The sequence below is a fragment of the Pseudomonas sp. LF020 genome (assembly GCF_053456425.1).
Genome location: NZ_JBRFIX010000017.1, coordinates 32,271 through 53,064, shown reverse-complemented (window position 1 = coordinate 53,064; position 20,794 = coordinate 32,271). Strand labels below are relative to the sequence as shown.

Genomic DNA, 20,794 nt, shown 5'->3' with positions numbered 1-20,794 from the left:
CCTACATTTGTTTCTGGGCAACCCTCACCTGCAGGGTTTACGGCTGTTTCAAAGCCTCTTTCCAATTCTTTCGGCTAATTAGCGCCCGAAAATTGGCGAAAACGTCATGTCGTTCTAATACTAAGGTCGTCTGGAACCCGTTCCGCAGCCGCATACAGTGGATATGTTCCAACAATAATCTGTGCTGCGAGGATAAAAACAATGAACGACAGCATTTACCTCTCGATTCAAAACAGCCCGCGCTTCAAGGAGCTGGTGAGAAAAAGGGAACGATTCGCCTGGATACTCTCGGCGATCATGCTAGGGCTTTACTCCGCTTTCATCCTGTTGATCGCTTACGGGCCGCAAGTGCTCGGAGCCAAACTCAGTCCCGGGTCGTCGATTACCTGGGGCATTCCGATCGGCGTCGGCCTGATTGTTTCGGCCTTCATCCTGACCGCAATCTACGTACGACGCGCCAACGGCGAGTTTGACGACCTGAACAATGCGATTCTCAAGGAGGCTCAGCAATGATCCGGCGTCTACTGGCTCTTTTGAGCATCGCAGCGTTCGCCCCAGCCGTCTGGGCCGCTGACGCCCTGACCGGCGAAGTCCACAAACAACCGCTCAACGTTTCCGCGATCGCCATGTTCGTGGTGTTCGTCGGTGCCACCCTGTGCATCACCTACTGGGCCTCCAAACGCAACAAATCGGCCGCCGACTACTATGCGGCGGGCGGCAAGATCACCGGGTTCCAGAACGGTCTGGCGATTGCCGGCGACTACATGTCGGCGGCGTCCTTCCTGGGGATTTCCGCGCTGGTGTTCACCTCCGGCTACGATGGCCTGATCTATTCGATCGGCTTTCTGGTGGGCTGGCCGATCATTCTGTTCCTGATCGCCGAGCGCCTGCGTAACCTGGGCAAATACACCTTTGCCGACGTGGCGTCCTACCGCCTCGGGCAAACCCAGATCCGCACCCTGTCCGCCTGCGGTTCGCTGGTGGTGGTGGCGTTCTACCTGATCGCGCAAATGGTTGGCGCCGGCAAGCTGATCCAGCTGCTGTTCGGTCTCGACTATTACGTTGCGGTGATTCTGGTGGGCATCCTGATGTGCCTCTACGTGCTGTTCGGCGGCATGCTGGCGACCACCTGGGTGCAGATCATCAAGGCGGTGCTGTTGCTGTCGGGCGCCTCGTTCATGGCGCTGATGGTGATGAAACACGTCAACTTCGATTTCAACACACTGTTCTCCGAAGCGATCAAGGTTCACCCCAAAGGTGAAGCGATCATGAGCCCGGGCGGTCTGGTGAAAGATCCGATTTCGGCGTTCTCCCTCGGTCTGGCCCTGATGTTCGGTACTGCCGGCCTGCCACACATCCTGATGCGCTTCTTCACCGTGAGTGATGCGAAAGAAGCGCGCAAGAGTGTGCTGTACGCCACCGGCTTCATTGGTTACTTCTACATCCTGACCTTCATTATCGGCTTCGGCGCGATCCTGCTGGTCAGCACCAATCCTGACTTCAAGGATGCGGCGGGCGCGCTGCTCGGCGGCAACAACATGGCGGCGGTGCACCTGGCCGACGCGGTAGGTGGCAGTGTGTTCCTTGGCTTCATCTCGGCGGTGGCGTTCGCGACCATCCTGGCGGTGGTGGCCGGTCTGACCCTGGCCGGTGCGTCGGCGGTGTCGCACGACCTGTATGCCAGCGTGATCAAGAAGGGCAAAGCCAACGACAAGGATGAAATTCGCGTGTCGAAGATCACCACCATCGCCCTGGGCGTCCTGGCGATCGGTCTGGGCATTCTGTTCGAAAGCCAGAACATTGCGTTCATGGTGGGCCTGGCGTTCTCCATCGCAGCAAGCTGCAACTTCCCGGTGCTGTTGCTTTCGATGTACTGGAAGAAGCTGACCACCCGCGGTGCGATGGTCGGTGGCTGGTTGGGGCTGGTGAGTGCGGTGGGGTTGATGATTCTTGGCCCGACCATCTGGGTGCAGATTCTGCATCATGAGAAGGCGATCTTCCCTTACGAGTATCCGGCGCTGTTCTCGATGGTGATCGCGTTCATCGGGATCTGGTTCTTCTCGATTACCGACAAGTCCGCAGCAGCCGAGAACGAGCGGGCGCTGTTCTTCCCGCAGTTTGTGCGTTCGCAGACTGGGTTGGGGGCGAGTGGGGCGGTTTCGCACTAAGCGTTGATTAGATGTTTTTAGGGAAATGCCCCGGTTTAGAGATCGGGGCATTTTTTTTGTGGGCGGTTATCGGACTTGGGTCTTCGTGTTTGGTGTTTATGAGTACATATCCGTTGCTGCGGTAACGGCGGCTTAGGGTTTCGCCCTTACGGCGACTCACTTTTTTTACAAACGCCTAAAAAAAGTAAGCAAAAAAACGCTTGCTCCTACGTTCGGCCCGCTCGCTGGGGCTCGGGGTCCCTTCGCTCCGGGATTGATCCGGGCGCAGCGCCTCCGGTTTGCTTCGCTGCACCTCCTCTCGCTGTGTTTGGCTGCGCCAAACGGTCGCTACGCTCCCACCCCCGGATCAATCCCTCCACTCAGCCTTCCGACGTCGCCCGTGGATCAAGATCAAAAGCTGCAGCCGAGCTTGCGCTCATCCTGTTGAGTGGTGGAAAAGCATGCGGTCGGCTTGTGTTCTGTGTTGGATCTACCCCTCACCCCAGCCCTCTCCCGAGGGAGAGGGAGCCGATTCTTGAGCCTTTCAGAACCTGAGTTCGACAGGGTGTTTCACGTCGGCGTAACTCTCCCAAACACCGCGATCAGTCCCCTCTCCCTCCGGGAGAGGGCTAGGGTGAGGGGCTCTTGATCTGGTTTTTGATCTGGCTTTGGCTTTTGATCTTTTGCCCCTTCGGCAGGCCGAGCGTAGGTGTCCATCAGGGGTTAGGCGCGTAGCGCCATGCGGCGGAGCCGCATACATCGAGAGGAGGTGCAGCGAAGCAAACCGTAGGCGATGCCCCCTGATGGGCACCGTAGCGAGGGAACACTGAGCCTCAGCGAAGTGCCGTACGCCGGGGCAAAGCCTTTTGGGTTACCTTTTCGGCGTTTGGAAAAGGTGACTCGCTGTAAGAGCGAAACCGCCAGCGGCAGCACCCGAAGCAACGGATATACACCTAAAACCCCAAAAACCCAGTCGGCCCACAGGCTGCTGAGACCAAAAACAAAAACGGCCTCTATATAAGAGGCCGTTCCCGATACAACTTCAAGACGTTATCGCAAGACAAGCCTTATTTGCGGTCTTCCAGCTTGGTGATATCACGCGACTCGTAACCAGTGTACAGCTGGCGCGGACGGCCAATCTTGTACGGGCTGGAGAGCATTTCTTTCCAATGCGAAATCCAGCCCACAGTACGGGCCAGAGCGAAGATCACGGTGAACATGCTGGTCGGAATGCCGATCGCCTTGAGGATAATCCCCGAGTAGAAGTCGACGTTCGGGTACAGCGAGCGCTCGATGAAGTACGGGTCGGTCAGCGCGATCTCTTCCAGGCGCATGGCCAGTTCGAGTTGCGGATCGTTGTTGATGCCCAGTTCCTTCAGTACTTCGTCGCAGGTCTGCTTCATTACAGTCGCGCGCGGATCGCGGTTCTTGTAAACGCGGTGACCGAAGCCCATCAGCTTGAACGGATCGTTCTTGTCCTTGGCCTTGGCGATGAACTTGTCGATGTTCGAAACATCGCCAATCTCGTCCAGCATGGTCAGAACGGCTTCGTTCGCACCGCCGTGGGCAGGGCCCCACAGTGCGGCGATACCGGCGGCGATACAGGCGAACGGGTTGGCACCCGAGGAGCCTGCCAGGCGCACGGTGGAGGTCGATGCGTTCTGCTCGTGGTCGGCATGGAGGATGAAGATCCGGTCCATGGCCTTGGCGAGTACCGGGCTGATCGGTTTGATCTCGCACGGGGTGTTGAACATCATGTGCAGGAAGTTTTCCGCGTACGTCAGGTCGTTGCGCGGGTACATCATGGGTTGGCCCATGGAGTACTTGTAAACCATCGCTGCCAGGGTCGGCATCTTGGCAACCAGGCGGATCGCGGAGATTTCGCGATGCTGCGGGTTATTGATGTCCAGGGAGTCGTGGTAGAAGGCCGAAAGGGCGCCGACTACGCCACACATGACGGCCATCGGGTGGGCGTCGCGACGGAAGCCGTTGAAGAAGGTTTTCAGCTGCTCGTGAACCATGGTGTGGTTTTTCACGGTGCTGACGAACTGGGCCTTCTGTTCTGCGGTCGGCAATTCGCCGTTGAGCAGCAGGTAGCAGGTTTCCAGGTAGTCCGACTTTTCAGCCAGCTGTTCGATCGGGTAGCCGCGGTGCAACAGAATGCCGTTGTCGCCGTCGATATAGGTGATCTTCGATTCGCACGAGGCGGTCGACATGAAACCCGGGTCGAAAGTGAAGCGGCCCGTGGCCGTCAGGCCCCGAACATCGATTACATCGGGACCAACGGTGCCGGTTAAAATGGGCAGCTCGACGGGGGCTGCGCCCTCGATGATCAACTGCGCTTTTTTGTCAGCCATGTGGCCTCCTATTTATGCTTGAACCATCAGACAGACCCCCCACGCAGGGCCCGCACCACTATAGTGAGATAAATTCGAATGTCAATTTGCCTAAAGTCTTGCTCCAGAAGGCTTTAAGCGCACTTTTTCCTCGAAATTGACTGCCATTTACGCCTTTTATGCGACTTGTGCAATCAGCTATTGGGGGTAGGTGATTGCGTTGTCATTAGTAGCCTAACTGTCTATACTCGGCCACCGACCGCCAAGGGCTTTTGGGCTTGCTTTCATTGGGGGTCGCATCCCTGGGTGGTGGTTACCTGACCAGTGCACTCCCCAACAACTTTGCCCTGATTGTTAGGGGCTCTTCAGTGTGAAAAAAAAGCCGTGAAAAGCCAACGACCTGTAAACCTAGACCTAAGGACCATCAAACTCCCAGTCACTGCTTACACGTCCATTCTTCACCGTATCTCCGGTGTCATCCTCTTCGTGTGCCTTGCCATCATGCTTTACGCATTGGACAAGTCGCTGAGCTCCGAGGAAGGCTTCGGTCAGGTGAAAGCGTGTCTGACCAGTCCGCTAGCCAAGCTAGTGATTTGGGGCATCCTGTCCGCTCTGCTGTATCACCTGGTTGCCGGTGTGCGCCATTTGATCATGGACATGGGCATCGGTGAGACGCTGGAAGGCGGCAAGCTGGGCTCGAAAATCGTTATCGCCGTTTCCGTGGTGGTAATCGTTCTGGCAGGAGTCTGGATATGGTAACTAACGTCACGAACCTCTCGCGTTCGGGCCTCTATGACTGGATGGCGCAACGTGTGTCGGCGGTCGTTCTCGCGGCTTACTTCATTTTTCTGATCGGATACGTCGTGGCCCACCCAGGCCTCGAGTACGCCCAGTGGCATGAACTGTTCGCCCACAACGGGATGCGTATTTTCAGCCTCCTGGCCCTTGTTGCTCTCGGCGCTCACGCCTGGGTCGGCATGTGGACCATCGCGACTGACTACCTGACGCCAATGGCGTTCGGCAAGTCCGCGACGGCTATACGTTTCCTTTTCCAGGCAGTATGCGGCGTTGCGATGTTCGCTTACTTCGTCTGGGGTGTGCAGATTCTCTGGGGTATCTGAGTCATGGCTAACATTCCAACGATTTCTTTCGACGCCATCATTATTGGTGGTGGCGGTGCCGGCATGCGCGCTGCGCTGCAGCTGGCACAGGGCGGTCACAAGACTGCCGTGATCACCAAGGTTTTCCCGACCCGTTCGCACACTGTATCCGCCCAGGGCGGCATCACCTGCGCGATCGCGTCCGCCGACCCGAACGATGACTGGCGCTGGCACATGTACGATACCGTCAAGGGTTCCGACTACATCGGTGACCAGGACGCTATCGAATACATGTGTCAGGAAGGCCCGGCTGCCGTTTTCGAGCTGGACCACATGGGTCTGCCGTTCTCGCGTACCGAGCAAGGCCGTATCTACCAGCGTCCGTTCGGTGGTCAGTCCAAGGACTACGGTAAAGGCGGCCAGGCTGCCCGTACCTGCGCAGCCTCCGACCGTACCGGTCACGCGCTGCTGCACACCCTTTATCAGGGCAACCTGAAAGCCGGTACCACGTTCCTGAACGAGTACTACGCTGTCGACCTGGTGAAAAACCAGGAAGGCGAATTTGTCGGTGTGATCGCGATCTGCATCGAAACCGGCGAAACTTCGTACATCCGCGCCAAGGCCACTGTACTGGCCACTGGCGGTGCTGGCCGTATCTACGCCTCCACCACCAACGCCCTGATCAACACCGGTGACGGCGTTGGCATGGCGCTGCGTGCTGGCGTGCCGGTGCAAGACATCGAAATGTGGCAGTTCCACCCGACCGGCATCGCCGGCGCCGGTGTACTGGTGACCGAAGGTTGCCGTGGTGAAGGTGGTTACCTGATCAACAAGCACGGTGAGCGTTTCATGGAGCGTTATGCTCCGAACGCGAAAGACCTCGCTGGTCGTGACGTGGTTGCCCGCTCGATGGTTAAAGAAATCATCGCCGGCAACGGTTGCGGTCCGAATGGCGACCACGTAATGCTCAAACTCGACCACCTGGGCGAGGAAGTGCTGCACAGCCGTCTGCCAGGCATCTGCGAACTGTCGAAGACTTTCGCCCACGTTGACCCGGTGGTTGCGCCGGTTCCGGTTGTTCCGACCTGCCACTACATGATGGGCGGCGTTGCCACCAACATTCATGGTCAGGCGATCACCCAGAATGCCGAAGGCGTGGATCAGATCATTCCTGGTCTGTTCGCCGTAGGCGAAGTGGCTTGCGTATCGGTACACGGTGCCAACCGTCTGGGCGGCAACTCGCTGCTCGACCTGGTGGTATTCGGCCGCGCTGCCGGCCTGCACCTGGAAAAGGCGCTGACCGACGGCATCGAATACGACGATGCGACCGAAGCCGACATCGAAGCTGCCCTGTCGCGTCTGAACGCGCTGAACGGCCGTACCGATGGCGAAGACGTGGCGACCCTGCGTCGCGAGCTGCAGAGCTGCATGCAGAACTACTTCGGTGTATTCCGTACTGGCGAATACATGCAGAAGGGTATCGCTCAGCTGGCCGATCTGCGCAAGCGCATCGCCAACGTGAAGATCAACGATAAGTCGCAAGCGTTCAACACCGCGCGTATCGAAGCTCTGGAACTGCAAAACCTGCTGGAAGTGGCTGAAGCTACCGCCATTGCGGCCGAAGTACGTAAAGAGTCCCGCGGCGCCCACGCCCGTGAAGACTTCGAAGACCGTGACGACGAAAACTGGCTGTGCCACACCCTGTACTTCCCGGGTGACAAGCGCGTCACCAAGCGTGCCGTGAACTTCTCGCCGAAGACTGTTCCGACTTTCGAACCTAAAGTCCGGACTTATTAAGGGTGACCGCCATGTTGCAAGTCAGTGTTTATCGCTACAACCCTGATCAGGACGCTGCGCCGTTCATGCAGGAATTCCAGGTCGATACCGGTGGTAAAGACCTGATGGTGCTGGACGTGCTGGCCCTGATCAAAGAGCAGGACGAGGGTTTCTCCTATCGTCGCTCTTGCCGTGAAGGCGTCTGCGGCTCCGACGGCATGAACATCAACGGCAAGAACGGCCTGGCGTGCATCACGCCGCTGTCCGCTGTCGTAAAAGGCAACAAGTTGATCGTTCGTCCGCTGCCAGGTTTGCCGGTTATCCGTGACCTGGTTGTCGATATGAGCATCTTCTACAAGCAATACGAGAAGGTTAAGCCTTACCTGCAGAACGACACGCCGGCTCCGGCCATCGAGCGTCTGCAGTCCCCTGAAGAGCGTGAAAAGCTCGACGGTCTGTACGAGTGCATCCTGTGCGCCTGCTGCTCGACCTCGTGCCCGTCCTTCTGGTGGAACCCGGACAAGTTCCTGGGTCCGGCTGCCCTGCTGCAAGCGTACCGCTTCCTGGCAGACAGCCGTGACACCAAGACATCCGAGCGTCTGGCTTCGCTGGATGACCCGTTCAGCGTCTTCCGCTGCCGGGGCATCATGAACTGCGTCAACGTATGTCCGAAAGGCCTGAACCCGACTAAGGCCATCGGTCACATCCGTAACATGCTGCTTTCGAGCGGCGTGTGATTCAGCTGCTGTAACCGTAGAACCGCTGTAACGAAGAGGCTGTGGCGCGGGCTTCAACCCGCGTCATGGCTATAACCAGAGCAGTAGCCACAAGCTGCAGCTCTTATTTTGAAGAAATGAGACAAGCAGGGGCATCCGGGCTGGTACCCGGACTATCAGCGTGATCCTAAGTGGCTTGTTTTGGTCGCTGCATTCGGACTTCTGCAAGTTTGCTCGGTATTGACGCCGATGGTGTTCCCCTAACCGAGGGTGACCAAGCATGCAAGAAAGCGTGATGCAGCGCATGTGGAACAGCGCCTACCTTTCAGGTGGAAACGCTGCCTATGTGGAAGAGCTTTATGAGCTCTACCTGCACGACCCTAACGCTGTGCCAGAAGAGTGGCGCACCTACTTTCAGAAGCTGCCTGCCGACGGCAGCTCTGCCACTGATGTTTCGCACTCCACAATTCGCGATCATTTCGTGCTGCTGGCAAAGAACCAGCGCCGCGCTCAACCGGTTTCCGCCGGCAGCGTGAGCAGTGAGCACGAGAAGAAGCAAGTTGAAGTGCTGCGATTGATCCAGGCCTACCGTATGCGTGGCCACCAGGCAGCCCAGCTGGACCCGCTGGGGCTGTGGCAGCGTCCTGCACCTGCAGACCTGTCGATCAATCATTACGGCTTGACCAATGCCGATCTTGATACGACCTTCCGTGCCGGCGACCTGTTCATCGGCAAAGAGGAAGCGAGCCTACGCGAAATTCACGAAGCGTTGCAGCAGACATATTGCCGCACCATCGGCGCTGAATTCACGCACATCACCGATTCCGAGCAGCGCCAGTGGTTCCAGCAGCGTCTGGAAAGCGTGCGTGGTCGTCCGACGTACTCGGCCGACATCAAGAGCCACCTGCTCGAGCGCGTCACTGCCGGTGAAGGCCTGGAAAAATACCTGGGCACCAAATACCCGGGCACCAAGCGTTTCGGTCTGGAAGGCGGCGAAAGCCTGATTCCGATGCTCGACGAACTGATCCAGCGTTCCGGTTCCTACGGTACCAAGGAAGTCGTCATCGGCATGGCCCACCGTGGCCGTCTGAACGTGCTGGTCAACACCTTCGGCAAGAACCCGCGCGAGCTGTTCGACGAGTTCGAAGGCAAGAAGAAGGTCGAGCTGGGTTCCGGTGACGTCAAATACCACCAGGGCTTCTCGTCCAACGTGATGACCGCCGGCGGTGAAGTTCACCTGGCCATGGCGTTCAACCCGTCCCACCTGGAGATCGTTTCCCCGGTGGTCGAAGGTTCGGTGCGCGCCCGTCAGGATCGTCGTAACGACCCGACCGGTGAGAAGGTTCTGCCGATCTCCATCCACGGTGACGCTGCATTCGCAGGTCAGGGCGTGGTCATGGAAACCTTCCAGATGTCGCAGACCCGCGGTTTCAAGACCGGCGGTACCGTGCACATCGTGATCAACAACCAGGTCGGTTTCACCATCAGCAACCCGCTGGACTCGCGCTCCACCGAGTACGCCACCGACGTTGCGAAGATGATCCAGGCGCCGATCCTCCATGTGAATGGTGATGATCCGGAAGCCGTGCTGTTCGTCACCCAGCTGGCCATCGACTACCGCATGCAGTTCAAGCGTGACGTGGTGATCGACCTGGTCTGCTACCGTCGCCGCGGCCACAACGAGGCCGACGAGCCAAGCGGCACCCAGCCGTTGATGTATCAGCAGATCACCAAGCAGCGCACCACCCGTGAGCTGTACGCTGATCGTCTGACCCAGGCCGGTGTAGTCGACGCAGAGCGTGTTCAGGCGAAAGTCGACGAATACCGCAACGCGCTGGACAACGGTCTGCACGTAGTGAAATCGCTGGTCAAAGAGCCGAACAAAGAGTTGTTCGTGGACTGGCGTCCGTATCTGGGCCACGCCTGGACTGCGCGTCACGACACCCGTTTCGACCTGAAGACCCTGCAGGAACTGTCTGCCAAGCTGCTGGAAATTCCGGAAGGCTTCGTGGTTCAGCGTCAGGTCGCGAAGATCTACGAAGACCGTCAGAAGATGCAAGCCGGCGGCCTGCCGATCAACTGGGGTTATGCCGAAACCATGGCGTACGCAACCCTGGCGTTCGAAGGTCACCCGATCCGCATGACCGGTCAGGACATCGGCCGCGGTACGTTCTCGCACCGTCACGCTGTGCTGCACAACCAGAAAGACGCGGGCACCTACATTCCGCTGCAGAACCTGTACGACGGTCAGCCACGTTTTGACCTGTACGACTCGTTCCTCTCGGAAGAAGCGGTACTGGCCTTCGAATACGGTTACTCGACCACCACGCCAAACGCGCTGGTGATCTGGGAAGCCCAGTTCGGCGACTTCGCCAACGGTGCACAGGTCGTTATCGACCAGTTCATCACCAGCGGCGAGCACAAGTGGGGCCGTCTCTGCGGTCTGACCATGCTGTTGCCGCACGGTTACGAAGGTCAGGGTCCTGAGCACAGCTCGGCACGTCTTGAGCGTTACCTGCAGCTGTGCGCCGAGCACAACATTCAGGTGTGCATGCCGACCACCCCGGCCCAGATCTACCACTTGCTGCGCCGTCAGGTGATTCGCCCGCTGCGCAAACCTCTGGTAGTGCTGACGCCGAAGTCGCTGCTGCGCCACAAGCTGGCCGTCTCGACCCTGGAAGATCTGGCCGAAGGTTCGTTCCAGACCGTGATCCCGGAAATCGATGCACTGGACCCGAAAAAGGTCGAGCGCGTTGTTCTGTGCAGCGGCAAGGTCTACTACGACCTGCTGGAAAAACGTCGTGCCGAAGGCCGTGACGATATCGCCATCGTGCGTATCGAGCAGCTGTATCCATTCCCTGAGGACGACTTGAAAGAAGTCCTGGCGCCTTATACCAACGTCAAGCATGCCGTCTGGTGTCAGGAAGAGCCGATGAACCAGGGCGCCTGGTACTGCAGCCAGCATCACCTGCGTCGCAGCATCGGTAACCTCAACAAGTCTCTCGTACTCGAGTACGCGGGCCGTGAGGCTTCTGCTGCCCCAGCATGTGGTTACGCATCGATGCACGCCGAGCAGCAGGAAAAACTGCTGCAAGACGCGTTTACCGTTTAACGCCTTCGCGCACCTGAAACCGAATTTAAGGAACCACAGATAATGGCTATCGAGATCAAAGCCCCCACTTTCCCGGAATCGGTTGCCGATGGCACCGTTGCCACCTGGCACAAAAAACCGGGCGACGCCGTCAAGCGTGACGACCTGATCGTCGACATCGAAACCGACAAAGTCGTACTGGAAGTGCTGGCGACCGCCGACGGCGTGCTGGGCGCAATCGTCAAGAACGAAGGCGACACCGTTCTGTCCGACGAAGTCCTGGGCTCCATCGAAGCGGGTGGTGCTGCTGCCGCTGCTCCAGCCGCAGCTGCCGCTGCCCCGGCTGCTGCCGAAGGCGAAGACGATCCTGTTGCTGCTCCGGCTGCGCGCAAGCTGGCTGAAGAGAACGGCATCAACATCGCTTCCGTTGCCGGCACCGGCAAAGGCGGTCGTGTGACCAAGGAAGACGTGGTCGCTGCGGTTGCCGCGAAGAAAGCCGCTCCAGCTGCTGCACCTGCCAAGGCTGCTGCTCCAGCCGCTGCTGCTCCTGTGTTCGCCGCTGGCGACCGCGTTGAAAAACGCGTGCCGATGACCCGTCTGCGTGCCAAGGTTGCCGAGCGTCTGGTTGAAGCCCAGTCGAACATGGCGATGCTGACTACCTTCAACGAAGTCGACATGACCGAAGTCATGGCCCTGCGTTCGAAGTACAAGGACCTGTTCGAGAAGTCCCACAACGGCGTACGCCTGGGCTTCATGTCGTTCTTCGTCAAGGCGGCCACCGAAGCGCTGAAACGCTTCCCGGCAGTCAACGCTTCGATCGACGGCGCGGACATCGTCTACCACGGTTACGCCGACATCGGTGTTGCCGTTTCCAGCGACCGTGGCCTGGTTGTACCGGTTCTGCGTAACGCCGAGCTGATGAGCCTGGCTGAAATCGAAGGCGGCATCGCCACGTTCGGCAAGAAGGCCCGTGACGGCAAACTGTCGATGGAAGAGATGACCGGCGGTACCTTCACCATCACCAACGGTGGTACCTTCGGTTCGATGATGTCGACCCCGATCGTCAACCCGCCGCAGGCAGCGATTCTGGGCATGCACAACATCATCCAGCGTCCTATGGCCATCAACGGTCAGGTCGTGATCCGTCCGATGATGTACCTGGCACTGTCCTACGATCACCGTCTGATCGATGGCAAAGAAGCTGTGACCTTCCTGGTGACCATCAAGAACCTGCTGGAAGATCCGGCTCGTCTGTTGCTGGATATCTGATAGAAGCAGCTGCGGGCTTCAAGTTTCAAGCTGCAAGAAAAGGCAGCTTGGCTTGGAGCGCGCGGCTTGAAGCTTTTCGCTAAAGAGGATTTTTTGAATGTCGCAGAAATTTGACGTAGTAGTGATCGGTGCCGGCCCTGGCGGCTATGTAGCTGCCATCAAGGCCGCGCAGCTGGGTCTCACCACTGCCTGCATCGAGAAGTACACCGACGCTGAAGGCAAACAGGCCCTCGGCGGTACTTGCCTGAACGTCGGCTGCATTCCGTCCAAGGCGCTGCTGGACAGCTCCTGGAAGTACAAGGAAGCCAAAGAGAGCTTCAACGTTCACGGTATCTCGACCGGCGAAGTCAAAATGGACGTCGCAGCGATGGTTGGCCGCAAGGCTGGCATCGTCAAGAACCTGACTGGCGGCGTTGCCACCCTGTTCAAGGCCAACGGCGTTACCTCGATCCAGGGCCACGGCAAGCTGCTGGCCGGCAAAAAAGTCGAAGTCACCAAGCCGGACGGCTCGGTTGAAGTCATCGAAGCCGAAAACGTCATCCTGGCCCCAGGTTCGCGTCCGATCGACATTCCACCGGCTCCGGTCGATCAGAAAGTCATCGTCGATTCGACTGGCGCTCTGGAATTCCAGTCCGTACCTAAACGCCTGGGCGTGATCGGCGCTGGCGTGATCGGTCTGGAGCTGGGTTCGGTGTGGTCGCGTCTGGGTTCCGAAGTGGTTGTCCTGGAAGCACTGGACACCTTCCTGATGGCAGCGGACACCGCTGTTTCCAAGGAAGCGCTGAAAACCCTGACCAAGCAAGGTCTGGACATCAAGCTGGGCGCTCGCGTAACCGGTTCGAAAGTGAACGGCGACGAAGTCGTTGTGAACTACACCGATGCCAACGGCGAACAGACCATCACTTTCGACAAGCTGATCGTAGCCGTTGGTCGCCGTCCGGTGACCACTGATCTGCTGGCTGCCGACAGCGGCGTGACCCTGGACGAGCGCGGTTTCGTGCACGTTGACGATCACTGCGCCACCACCGTACCGGGCGTTTACGCCATCGGTGACGTGGTTCGCGGCATGATGCTGGCGCACAAGGCCTCGGAAGAGGGCATCATGGTTGTCGAGCGCATCAAGGGCCACAAGGCTCAGATGAACTATGACCTGATCCCTTCGGTTATTTATACTCACCCGGAAATCGCGTGGGTAGGCAAAACCGAGCAGGCCTTGAAAGCCGAAGGCGTTGAAGTTAACGTCGGCACCTTCCCGTTCGCCGCTTCCGGCCGTGCCATGGCCGCCAACGATACCGGTGGTTTCGTCAAGGTCATCGCTGATGCCAAGACCGACCGCGTATTGGGCGTGCACGTGATTGGCCCGAGCGCTGCAGAACTGGTTCAGCAGGGCGCGATCGGTATGGAATTCGGCACCAGCGCTGAAGACCTGGGCATGATGGTTTTCTCCCATCCGACCCTGTCTGAAGCCTTGCACGAAGCTGCTCTGGCGGTGAATGGCGGCGCCATTCACATTGCCAACCGCAAGAAGCGTTAAGACACACAATAAGAAACCACGGCGGTTGCGGCCCGTCGTGAGCCTTGCGAGCAAGTCTCACCGCGGAATGTCCGCTGGACGCAGTCTTGCGTAGCTGCACCGGGTATCCGGAAAGGCTACGCAAGCAGCAGTCACAGGTGGCGCGGCACTCATCAAGAGCGCAGCGCCGAATGCGCAGTACCTAACGAAGACGGTAAAAAGCATGAATCTTCACGAGTATCAGGGTAAGCAGCTGTTCGCTGAATACGGCCTGCCAGTTTCCACTGGTTACGCAGTAGACACCCCGGAAGCAGCAGCAGAAGCTTGCGACAAAATCGGCGGCAGCGAGTGGGTTGTCAAAGCCCAGGTCCACGCCGGTGGTCGCGGTAAAGCGGGCGGCGTCAAGCTGGTTCGCAACAAAGAAGACGCCAAGGCCTTCGCACAGCAGTGGCTGGGCAAGCGTCTGGTGACTTACCAGACTGACGCCAATGGTCAGCCAGTCACCAAGATCCTGGTTGAATCGTGCACTGATATCGCTAAAGAGCTGTACCTGGGCGCTGTCGTTGACCGTTCGAGCCGTCGCATCGTGTTCATGGCTTCCACCGAAGGTGGCGTGGACATCGAGAAAATCGCTCACGACACTCCAGAAAAAATTCTGAAAGCCACTATCGATCCACTGGTTGGCGCTCAGCCATTCCAGGGTCGCGAGCTGGCGTTCCAACTGGGTCTGGAAGGCAAGCAAGTTGCCCAGTTCGCCAAGATCTTCGTTGGTCTGGCCAAACTGTTCCAGGATCACGATCTGGCCCTGCTGGAAGTGAACCCGCTGGTGATCAAGGCTGACGGCGATCTGCACTGCCTGGACGCCAAGATCAACATCGACGCCAACGCCATGTACCGTCAGCCTAAGCTGAAGACTTTCCACGATCCGTCGCAAGACGATCCGCGCGAAGCGCACGCTGCCAAGTTCGAACTGAACTACGTAGCCCTGGAAGGCAACATCGGCTGCATGGTCAACGGTGCCGGCCTGGCCATGGGTACCATGGACATCGTCAACCTGCACGGCGGCAAGCCAGCCAACTTCCTCGACGTAGGTGGTGGTGCTACCAAAGAGCGCGTGACCGAAGCCTTCAAGATCATCCTGTCCGACACCAACGTCGCTGCAGTACTGGTCAACATCTTCGGCGGCATCGTTCGCTGCGACATGATTGCCGAAGGCATCATTGGCGCTGTGAAAGAAGTCGGCGTGAAAATCCCGGTTGTTGTTCGCCTTGAAGGCAACAACGCTGAGCTGGGCGCTAAAGTACTGGCAGAAAGCGGTTTGAACATCATCGCTGCTACCAGCCTGACCGACGCTGCTCAACAAGTTGTCAAAGCTGCGGAGGGCAAATAATGAGCGTCCTGATCAATAAAGACACCAAAGTTATCTGCCAGGGTATTACCGGTTCGCAAGGTAGTTTCCACACCCAGCAAGCCATCGAATACGGCACCAAGATGGTTGGTGGCGTAACTCCGGGCAAAGGCGGCACCGAGCACCTGGGTCTGCCAGTGTTCAACACCGTCAAAGACGCAGTAGCTGCCACTGGCGCTACCGCCAGCGTGATCTACGTTCCGGCTCCTTTCTGCAAGGATTCGATCCTGGAAGCTGCTTTCGGCGGCATCAAGCTGATCGTCTGCATCACCGAAGGCATTCCTACCTTGGACATGCTGGACGCTAAAGTTAAGTGCGACGAGCTGGGTGTTACCCTGATCGGCCCTAACTGCCCAGGCGTGATCACCCCAGGCGAATGCAAGATCGGCATCATGCCAGGTCACATTCACTTGCCAGGCAAGGTCGGTATCGTTTCGCGTTCCGGCACCCTGACCTACGAAGCTGTGAAGCAGACCACTGACGCCGGTTTCGGTCAGTCGACTTGCGTCGGCATCGGTGGTGACCCGATCCCGGGTTCGAACTTCATCGACATCCTGAAGCTGTTCCAGGAAGACCCGAAGACCGAAGCGATCGTGATGATCGGCGAGATCGGCGGTTCGGCTGAAGAAGAAGCGGCTGCCTACATCAAGGCACACGTGACCAAGCCGGTTGTTTCCTACATCGCTGGTGTGACTGCTCCTCCGGGCAAGCGCATGGGCCATGCTGGCGCAATCATCTCTGGCGGCAAAGGCACTGCAGACGAGAAATTCGCTGCTCTGCAAGACGCAGGCGTGAAAACCGTGCGTTCGCTGGCAGATATCGGCAAGGCCTTGGCCGAGCTGACCGGTTGGGCTGTCAAGTAAGCCTCGTGCTTGACTGACGCTTCACCAGACAAAGGCCACCTTCGGGTGGCCTTTGTTGTTTCTGGCATATGGGTATTCGAGTGGATTTTTGTGGCGAGGGAGCTTGCTCCCGCTGGGCTGCGAAGCAGCCCGAATACAATCTCCAGGTTCATGAGGGTTTACTGGGTTTGCGCCTGCTGCGCAGTCGAGCGGGAGCAAGCTCCCTCGCCACAGGGTTGTGGTTAGGAAAAATAGATGCGTAAACGCGACACAGACACGTCGTGTATCGGATAGTTCGCCCTCAAACAGTGCGTTTGTCAGACAAATTCGTTAGGCTAGCAGCCATTTTTGCGTCTGCCGCCCACAAGGCATGCAACGCGCTAAACGGGTCAGCCCCATACGGACTGACAGCATTTCCCTAACCCCACAGGGAAATCCCCCTCTAAATTCCGATTCAGTAGTGTGGTATTTCCTTAATGAAAGTTTTGAAAGGTCAGGACATCCTGGCACTGGGCTTCATGACATTTGCCCTGTTCGTCGGGGCCGGCAACATCATTTTCCCGCCTATCGTCGGCCTGCAGTCCGGACCTAACGTCTGGATGGCGGCGCTGGGCTTCCTGATCACGGCGGTCGGTCTGCCGGTGATCACCGTCGTCGCCCTGGCCAAGGTCGGTGGTGCGATGGATGCGCTGAGCAGCCCGATCGGCAAGATTGCCGGTGGTGTGCTCGCCGCGGCGTGCTACCTGGCAGTCGGCCCGCTGTTCGCCACCCCGCGAACAGCGACCGTGTCGTTCGAAGTGGGTCTGGCGCCGCTGACCGGCGAAAGCCCGCTGGCACTGTTCCTCTACAGCTCGGTGTACTTCCTGCTGGTGTTCTTCATCTCGCTGTACCCGGGCCGTCTGCTCGATACCGTGGGGCGTTTCCTCGCGCCGCTGAAGATCATCGCCCTGGCCGTCCTCGGCATTGCCGCATTCGCGCTGCCGGCCGGTGACATTGGTGTCGCCACCCCGGAATACGTTGCCGCACCGTTTTCTCAAGGTTTCATCAATGGTTACCTGACCATGGACACCTTGGGCGCTCTGGTATTCGGCATCGTCATCGTCAACGCGATCCGCTCCCGTGGCGTCGAGTCGCCTGCGCTGATCACCCGTTACGCGATCATTGCCGGCCTCATCGCCGGTGTCGGTCTGGCGCTGGTGTACATCAGCCTGTTCCGCCTCGGTTCCGGCAGCCATGAGGTCGCGGTCGGTGCCACCAACGGCGCGGCGGTATTGCATGCTTACGTGCAACACACCTTCGGTTCGCTGGGCAGTGGTTTCCTCGCGGTGCTGATCTCGCTGGCGTGCCTGGTGACGGCGGTCGGTCTGACCTGCGCCTGCGCCGAATACTTCAGCCGCGTACTGCCATTGTCGTACAAGACCCTGGTGATCATCCTCGCCGCGTTTTCGCTGCTGGTGTCCAACCTGGGCCTGACCAAGCTGATCGCGTTCTCGATCCCGGTGCTGACCGCGATCTACCCGCCGTGCATCGTTCTGGTAGCGCTGAGCTTCTGCAAGGACTTCTGGCATGAACACGCTCGGATTCTCGGCCCGGTGATGCTGGTATCGTTCCTGTTCGGCACCATCGACGCGCTCAAGGGCGCCGGTCTGGCTGACTGGATGCCGTCGCAGCTGTCGCACCTGCCGCTGAGCGAGCAGGGTCTGGCGTGGCTGGTGCCATGCGTGATGACCCTGGTGGTCGCCGTGGTCTGTGATCGCCTGCTGGGCAAGCGCAGCGAAGCCGTTGCCTGACGTTGCCTGACCCGCCACAAGCGGGTCTTCAGCGCTTAAACAGAAATGCCCCGTATCAATCGATACGGGGCATTTTTTATGGATGTCAGGCAGTGTCTTTTTCCTTGAACCAGCGTCGAAGCACTGCATCGATTTTATGTAGGAGTGAGCCTGCTCGCGATGGCGTCGTGTCTGTCAGATCAATGCCGGATGTGCCACCGGATCGCGAGCAGGCACACTCCTACAGGTAATGCATTCACATTTCACAGGAAAACGAATGTCGTTCATCCAAGCCAACATGATCCACCTGCTGGCCGCGCTCTGGTTTGTCATCTGCTGGGGCGGCTACACCCGTTATGCGTCATGGAAGGCCCGCGACACCGCATGCCTGGCCAGTGTGCTGCACCTGTACCGCGAAGACTGGATGCGCCGCATGCTGTTGCGCGACAACCGCATCGCCGACGCCAGCGTGATCGGTAACCTGGAGCGCAATGCCTCGTTCTTCGCCTCCAGCACCCTGATCATCCTCGCCGGCATTCTCACCGTGCTCGGAGCGTCCGAGCGCGCCGTGTCTTTGCTGGCGGATATCCCGATGGTGCAGCAGGCATCGCAGGGCATGTCGGAGATCAAGTTGCTGTGTCTGGCGCTGGTGTTCGTCTATGCGTTCTTTACGTTCAGCTGGTGCATGCGTCAGTACAACTTTGCCGCAGTACTGGTCGGCTCGGCGCCGATGATTGGTGAGCGCCAGGTTTCCGAGCAGGAACGCAAGGCCTTCGCCCTGCGGGCGGCGCGAGTGATTTCGATGGCGGCCAACCAGTTCAACTTCGGCCTGCGCTCTTATTACTTCGGCATGAGCATGCTGGCATGGTTTGTCAGCCCATGGCTGTTCATGTTGATGAGTGCCGGGGTGGTCATCGTGTTGTACCGCCGCGAGTTTCATTCCGACGTGCTTGATGTGATGGTCTATACCCCTACAGAGGCGCCATTGCCCGAATCCAATAAAGAGGCCGTTTGATGAGTATTCCGTTCTGGTGTGTGTTTATCAGTGCATTGTTGATTTACATCGCGCGTATGCCGGTGGGCAAGGCCATGAAAGAGCAGGGTGGTTACAACAACCATCTACCGCGCCAACAGCAGGCGCAACTCACTGGCTACGGCGCGCGGGCGCTGGCGGCGCACCAGAACTGCATCGAAGCGTTCATTCTGTTTGCCGTCGGCGTGCTGATGGCGCACACCACACAAACACAAGGCTGGTTGATTGATGCCCTGGCAATCATCTTTGTGATCGCGCGGATTCTTTACGTGTGGTTGTACCTGGCGGATAAACCATCCCTGCGCAGCCTGGTGTGGCTGGTCGGCCTGATCTGCAGTTTATTACTGATGATTAGTCCGACTTTTAGAACCGTATTGTTCTAACACAACCTCTACACCAAGGCTGACAAAAAATAACAGGCAAAAGAAAACCCGCACTTGGCGGGTTTTCTTTTTCTGCATCAAGTCGCAATTATTGCTTCTTGGCAGCTTCTTCCTGAGCAGCTTGATTCGATTCAGCCTGAGCTTTGGCAGCTTCGGCGTTTTCTTTTGCTGCGTCGTTCACTTTATCCTGAGCTTTGTTCATGTCTTGCTGAGCTTGCTCAGCATGTTGGTTGGCATCTTGAGCTTTGTCCTCGGATTTTTTATCGCAGGCAGCGAGACCGAGGGAAGCGGTCAACATCAAGGCAATAGCTAAAGTCTTACGCATGGGGTGTTTCTCCTTATGGAAAATAACTACTGGCCTTAAGAGCACTGGCCCAAAGGTTAAGTTCCTCATTTCGTTCAGATATATAAGTTTGTTTTTCAGTGGAACTTTTGCGGCATTTCCTACTACTGGCAAAAGGCTCTAACGCGAGTAATTATCAAATGGCTGAAAACCCCGTTTTTGAGCGCGCAACACGCTTTCTCTCGGCCCTGCGCCATTGTCAGGTGCTCGGTCTGACGGTTCACAGCGCCAGCAGCGAAGGGCTGACGGTGAGGCTGCCGTACAGCGCGCAAATCGTCGGCAACCCGCAGACCGGGGTCATCCACGGCGGAGCCATTACCTCGCTGATGGACACCGCGTGCGGCATGTCCACGCTGTGCGTGCTACCGGAATTCGAAGTCTGCCCGACCCTGGACCTGCGCATCGACTACATGCACGCCGCCGAACCAAACAAGGATGTCTATGGCTTTGCCCAGTGTTATCGAGTCACCACCGATGTGATCTTCGCCCGCGGCTTTGCCTATCAGGACGACCCGCAGCAGCCGATCGCCCATGTCGTCGGCACATTCATGCGCATGGGCAAGGGTCTGAAAGGCACTCAGGGATTTGCCGGCAAGGTCAAAGGAGAGAATCGATGAGCGATGACTGGAAGCAACAACTGCTGCAGGCTCACGCTCAGGGTGATTACGCGCCGCTGCTGCAACTGATTCCTTATGCAGGATTGATCGGCGTCGAATGCTCGCGAGTCGGCGATGAATTGCTGTTCAAGCTGCCGGCGAACAAGGACAACATTGGTAACCCTTTATTGCCGGCGATCCATGGCGGGGTGATTGCCGGGTTCATGGAGCTGGCGGCCGCGTTACATTTGCTGATCTTCACCGGTTCGCCCGGGGTACCGAAGATCATCGACTTTTCTCTGGATTACCTGCGCGCCGGGCAGTTTCGCGACACTTGGGCCAAATGTCAGGTCTGTCGTCAGGGCCGGCGCGTGGCCAACGTCGCCATCACGGCCTGGCAAAGTACCGAGAGCGAACCGATTGCCACCGCCCGTGCACATTTCAAAATTGATGAGCCCTTGAAATCCTGAAC

General features: G+C 58.2%; 18 protein-coding genes. 16 read left to right on the top strand and 2 right to left on the bottom strand.

Annotated elements, in window-relative coordinates; genetic code table 11:
• Positions 1 to 201: 201 nt before the first annotated feature.
• Positions 202 to 513 (top strand): DUF485 domain-containing protein, encoded by a 312-nt coding sequence (locus ACU680_RS26440; protein ID WP_003222991.1) that lies wholly within the window; start codon positions 202 to 204, stop codon positions 511 to 513.
• Positions 510 to 2,168, top strand: coding sequence for a cation acetate symporter (locus tag ACU680_RS26435; RefSeq protein WP_448180962.1), 1,659 nt, complete (start codon positions 510 to 512; stop codon positions 2,166 to 2,168). The genes ACU680_RS26440 and ACU680_RS26435 overlap by 4 nt, the downstream gene beginning before the upstream one ends.
• A gap of 1,046 nt (positions 2,169 to 3,214) precedes the next feature.
• Here the strand turns inward: ACU680_RS26435 and gltA are convergent.
• Positions 3,215 to 4,504, bottom strand: coding sequence for a citrate synthase (gltA, locus tag ACU680_RS26430; protein WP_003222994.1), 1,290 nt, complete (start codon positions 4,502 to 4,504; stop codon positions 3,215 to 3,217).
• A 363-nt stretch (positions 4,505 to 4,867) separates the two neighbouring features.
• On the opposite strand from gltA, the gene sdhC reads away from it, so the two are divergent.
• From sdhC to ACU680_RS26370, 12 genes are all read left to right on the top strand, one after another.
• Positions 4,868 to 5,242 carry a succinate dehydrogenase, cytochrome b556 subunit gene (gene sdhC / locus ACU680_RS26425; RefSeq protein WP_016773673.1) on the top strand — a complete coding sequence of 125 codons (375 nt, stop codon included), beginning with the start codon at positions 4,868 to 4,870 and terminating at the stop codon, positions 5,240 to 5,242.
• Entirely contained in the window at positions 5,236 to 5,604 is a 369-nt protein-coding gene (sdhD, locus tag ACU680_RS26420) for a succinate dehydrogenase, hydrophobic membrane anchor protein (RefSeq protein WP_003222999.1), read from the top strand. The genes sdhC and sdhD overlap by 7 nt, the downstream gene beginning before the upstream one ends.
• A 3-nt stretch (positions 5,605 to 5,607) precedes the next feature.
• Positions 5,608 to 7,380, top strand: coding sequence for a succinate dehydrogenase flavoprotein subunit (gene sdhA / locus ACU680_RS26415; RefSeq protein ID WP_025111871.1), 1,773 nt, complete (start codon positions 5,608 to 5,610; stop codon positions 7,378 to 7,380).
• Between the two features lie 11 nt (positions 7,381 to 7,391).
• On the top strand, positions 7,392 to 8,096 hold the full coding sequence (locus ACU680_RS26410; RefSeq protein ID WP_003223007.1) for a succinate dehydrogenase iron-sulfur subunit: 705 nt from the start codon (positions 7,392 to 7,394) through the stop codon (positions 8,094 to 8,096).
• Between the two features lie 259 nt (positions 8,097 to 8,355).
• Positions 8,356 to 11,187 carry a 2-oxoglutarate dehydrogenase E1 component gene (locus ACU680_RS26405; RefSeq protein WP_007962858.1) on the top strand — a complete coding sequence of 944 codons (2,832 nt, stop codon included), beginning with the start codon at positions 8,356 to 8,358 and terminating at the stop codon, positions 11,185 to 11,187.
• A gap of 42 nt (positions 11,188 to 11,229) precedes the next feature.
• Positions 11,230 to 12,435, top strand: a complete 1,206-nt coding sequence (gene odhB / locus ACU680_RS26400) for a 2-oxoglutarate dehydrogenase complex dihydrolipoyllysine-residue succinyltransferase (RefSeq protein ID WP_448180961.1) — start codon at positions 11,230 to 11,232, stop codon at positions 12,433 to 12,435.
• 97 nt (positions 12,436 to 12,532) lie between these two features.
• Positions 12,533 to 13,969, top strand: coding sequence for a dihydrolipoyl dehydrogenase (lpdA, locus tag ACU680_RS26395; RefSeq protein ID WP_108592011.1), 1,437 nt, complete (start codon positions 12,533 to 12,535; stop codon positions 13,967 to 13,969).
• 202 nt (positions 13,970 to 14,171) lie between these two features.
• Entirely contained in the window at positions 14,172 to 15,338 is a 1,167-nt protein-coding gene (sucC, locus tag ACU680_RS26390; protein ID WP_003223015.1) for an ADP-forming succinate--CoA ligase subunit beta, read from the top strand.
• Positions 15,338 to 16,219: a succinate--CoA ligase subunit alpha gene (gene sucD, locus ACU680_RS26385; protein ID WP_003223019.1), complete on the top strand. Its 882-nt coding sequence runs from the start codon at positions 15,338 to 15,340 to the stop codon at positions 16,217 to 16,219. The genes sucC and sucD overlap by 1 nt, the downstream gene beginning before the upstream one ends.
• A 455-nt stretch (positions 16,220 to 16,674) precedes the next feature.
• Positions 16,675 to 17,988 (top strand): branched-chain amino acid transport system II carrier protein, encoded by a 1,314-nt coding sequence (brnQ, locus tag ACU680_RS26380; protein WP_400762951.1) that lies wholly within the window; start codon positions 16,675 to 16,677, stop codon positions 17,986 to 17,988.
• 256 nt (positions 17,989 to 18,244) lie between these two features.
• A complete protein-coding gene (locus ACU680_RS26375; protein ID WP_448180960.1) occupies positions 18,245 to 18,982 on the top strand; it encodes a DUF599 domain-containing protein in 738 nt (245 codons plus the stop codon).
• Positions 18,982 to 19,383: an MAPEG family protein gene (locus tag ACU680_RS26370; protein WP_448180959.1), complete on the top strand. Its 402-nt coding sequence runs from the start codon at positions 18,982 to 18,984 to the stop codon at positions 19,381 to 19,383. The genes ACU680_RS26375 and ACU680_RS26370 overlap by 1 nt, the downstream gene beginning before the upstream one ends.
• 88 nt (positions 19,384 to 19,471) lie before the next feature.
• On the opposite strand, the gene ACU680_RS26365 is transcribed toward ACU680_RS26370, so the two are convergent.
• Positions 19,472 to 19,708 carry a hypothetical protein gene (locus ACU680_RS26365; RefSeq protein WP_007962865.1) on the bottom strand — a complete coding sequence of 79 codons (237 nt, stop codon included), beginning with the start codon at positions 19,706 to 19,708 and terminating at the stop codon, positions 19,472 to 19,474.
• A 158-nt stretch (positions 19,709 to 19,866) separates the two neighbouring features.
• On the opposite strand from ACU680_RS26365, the gene ACU680_RS26360 reads away from it, so the two are divergent.
• Entirely contained in the window at positions 19,867 to 20,343 is a 477-nt protein-coding gene (locus ACU680_RS26360; protein ID WP_007962868.1) for a PaaI family thioesterase, read from the top strand.
• A complete protein-coding gene (locus ACU680_RS26355) occupies positions 20,340 to 20,792 on the top strand; it encodes a PaaI family thioesterase (protein WP_103369300.1) in 453 nt (150 codons plus the stop codon). The genes ACU680_RS26360 and ACU680_RS26355 overlap by 4 nt, the downstream gene beginning before the upstream one ends.
• Positions 20,793 to 20,794 lie beyond the last annotated feature (2 nt).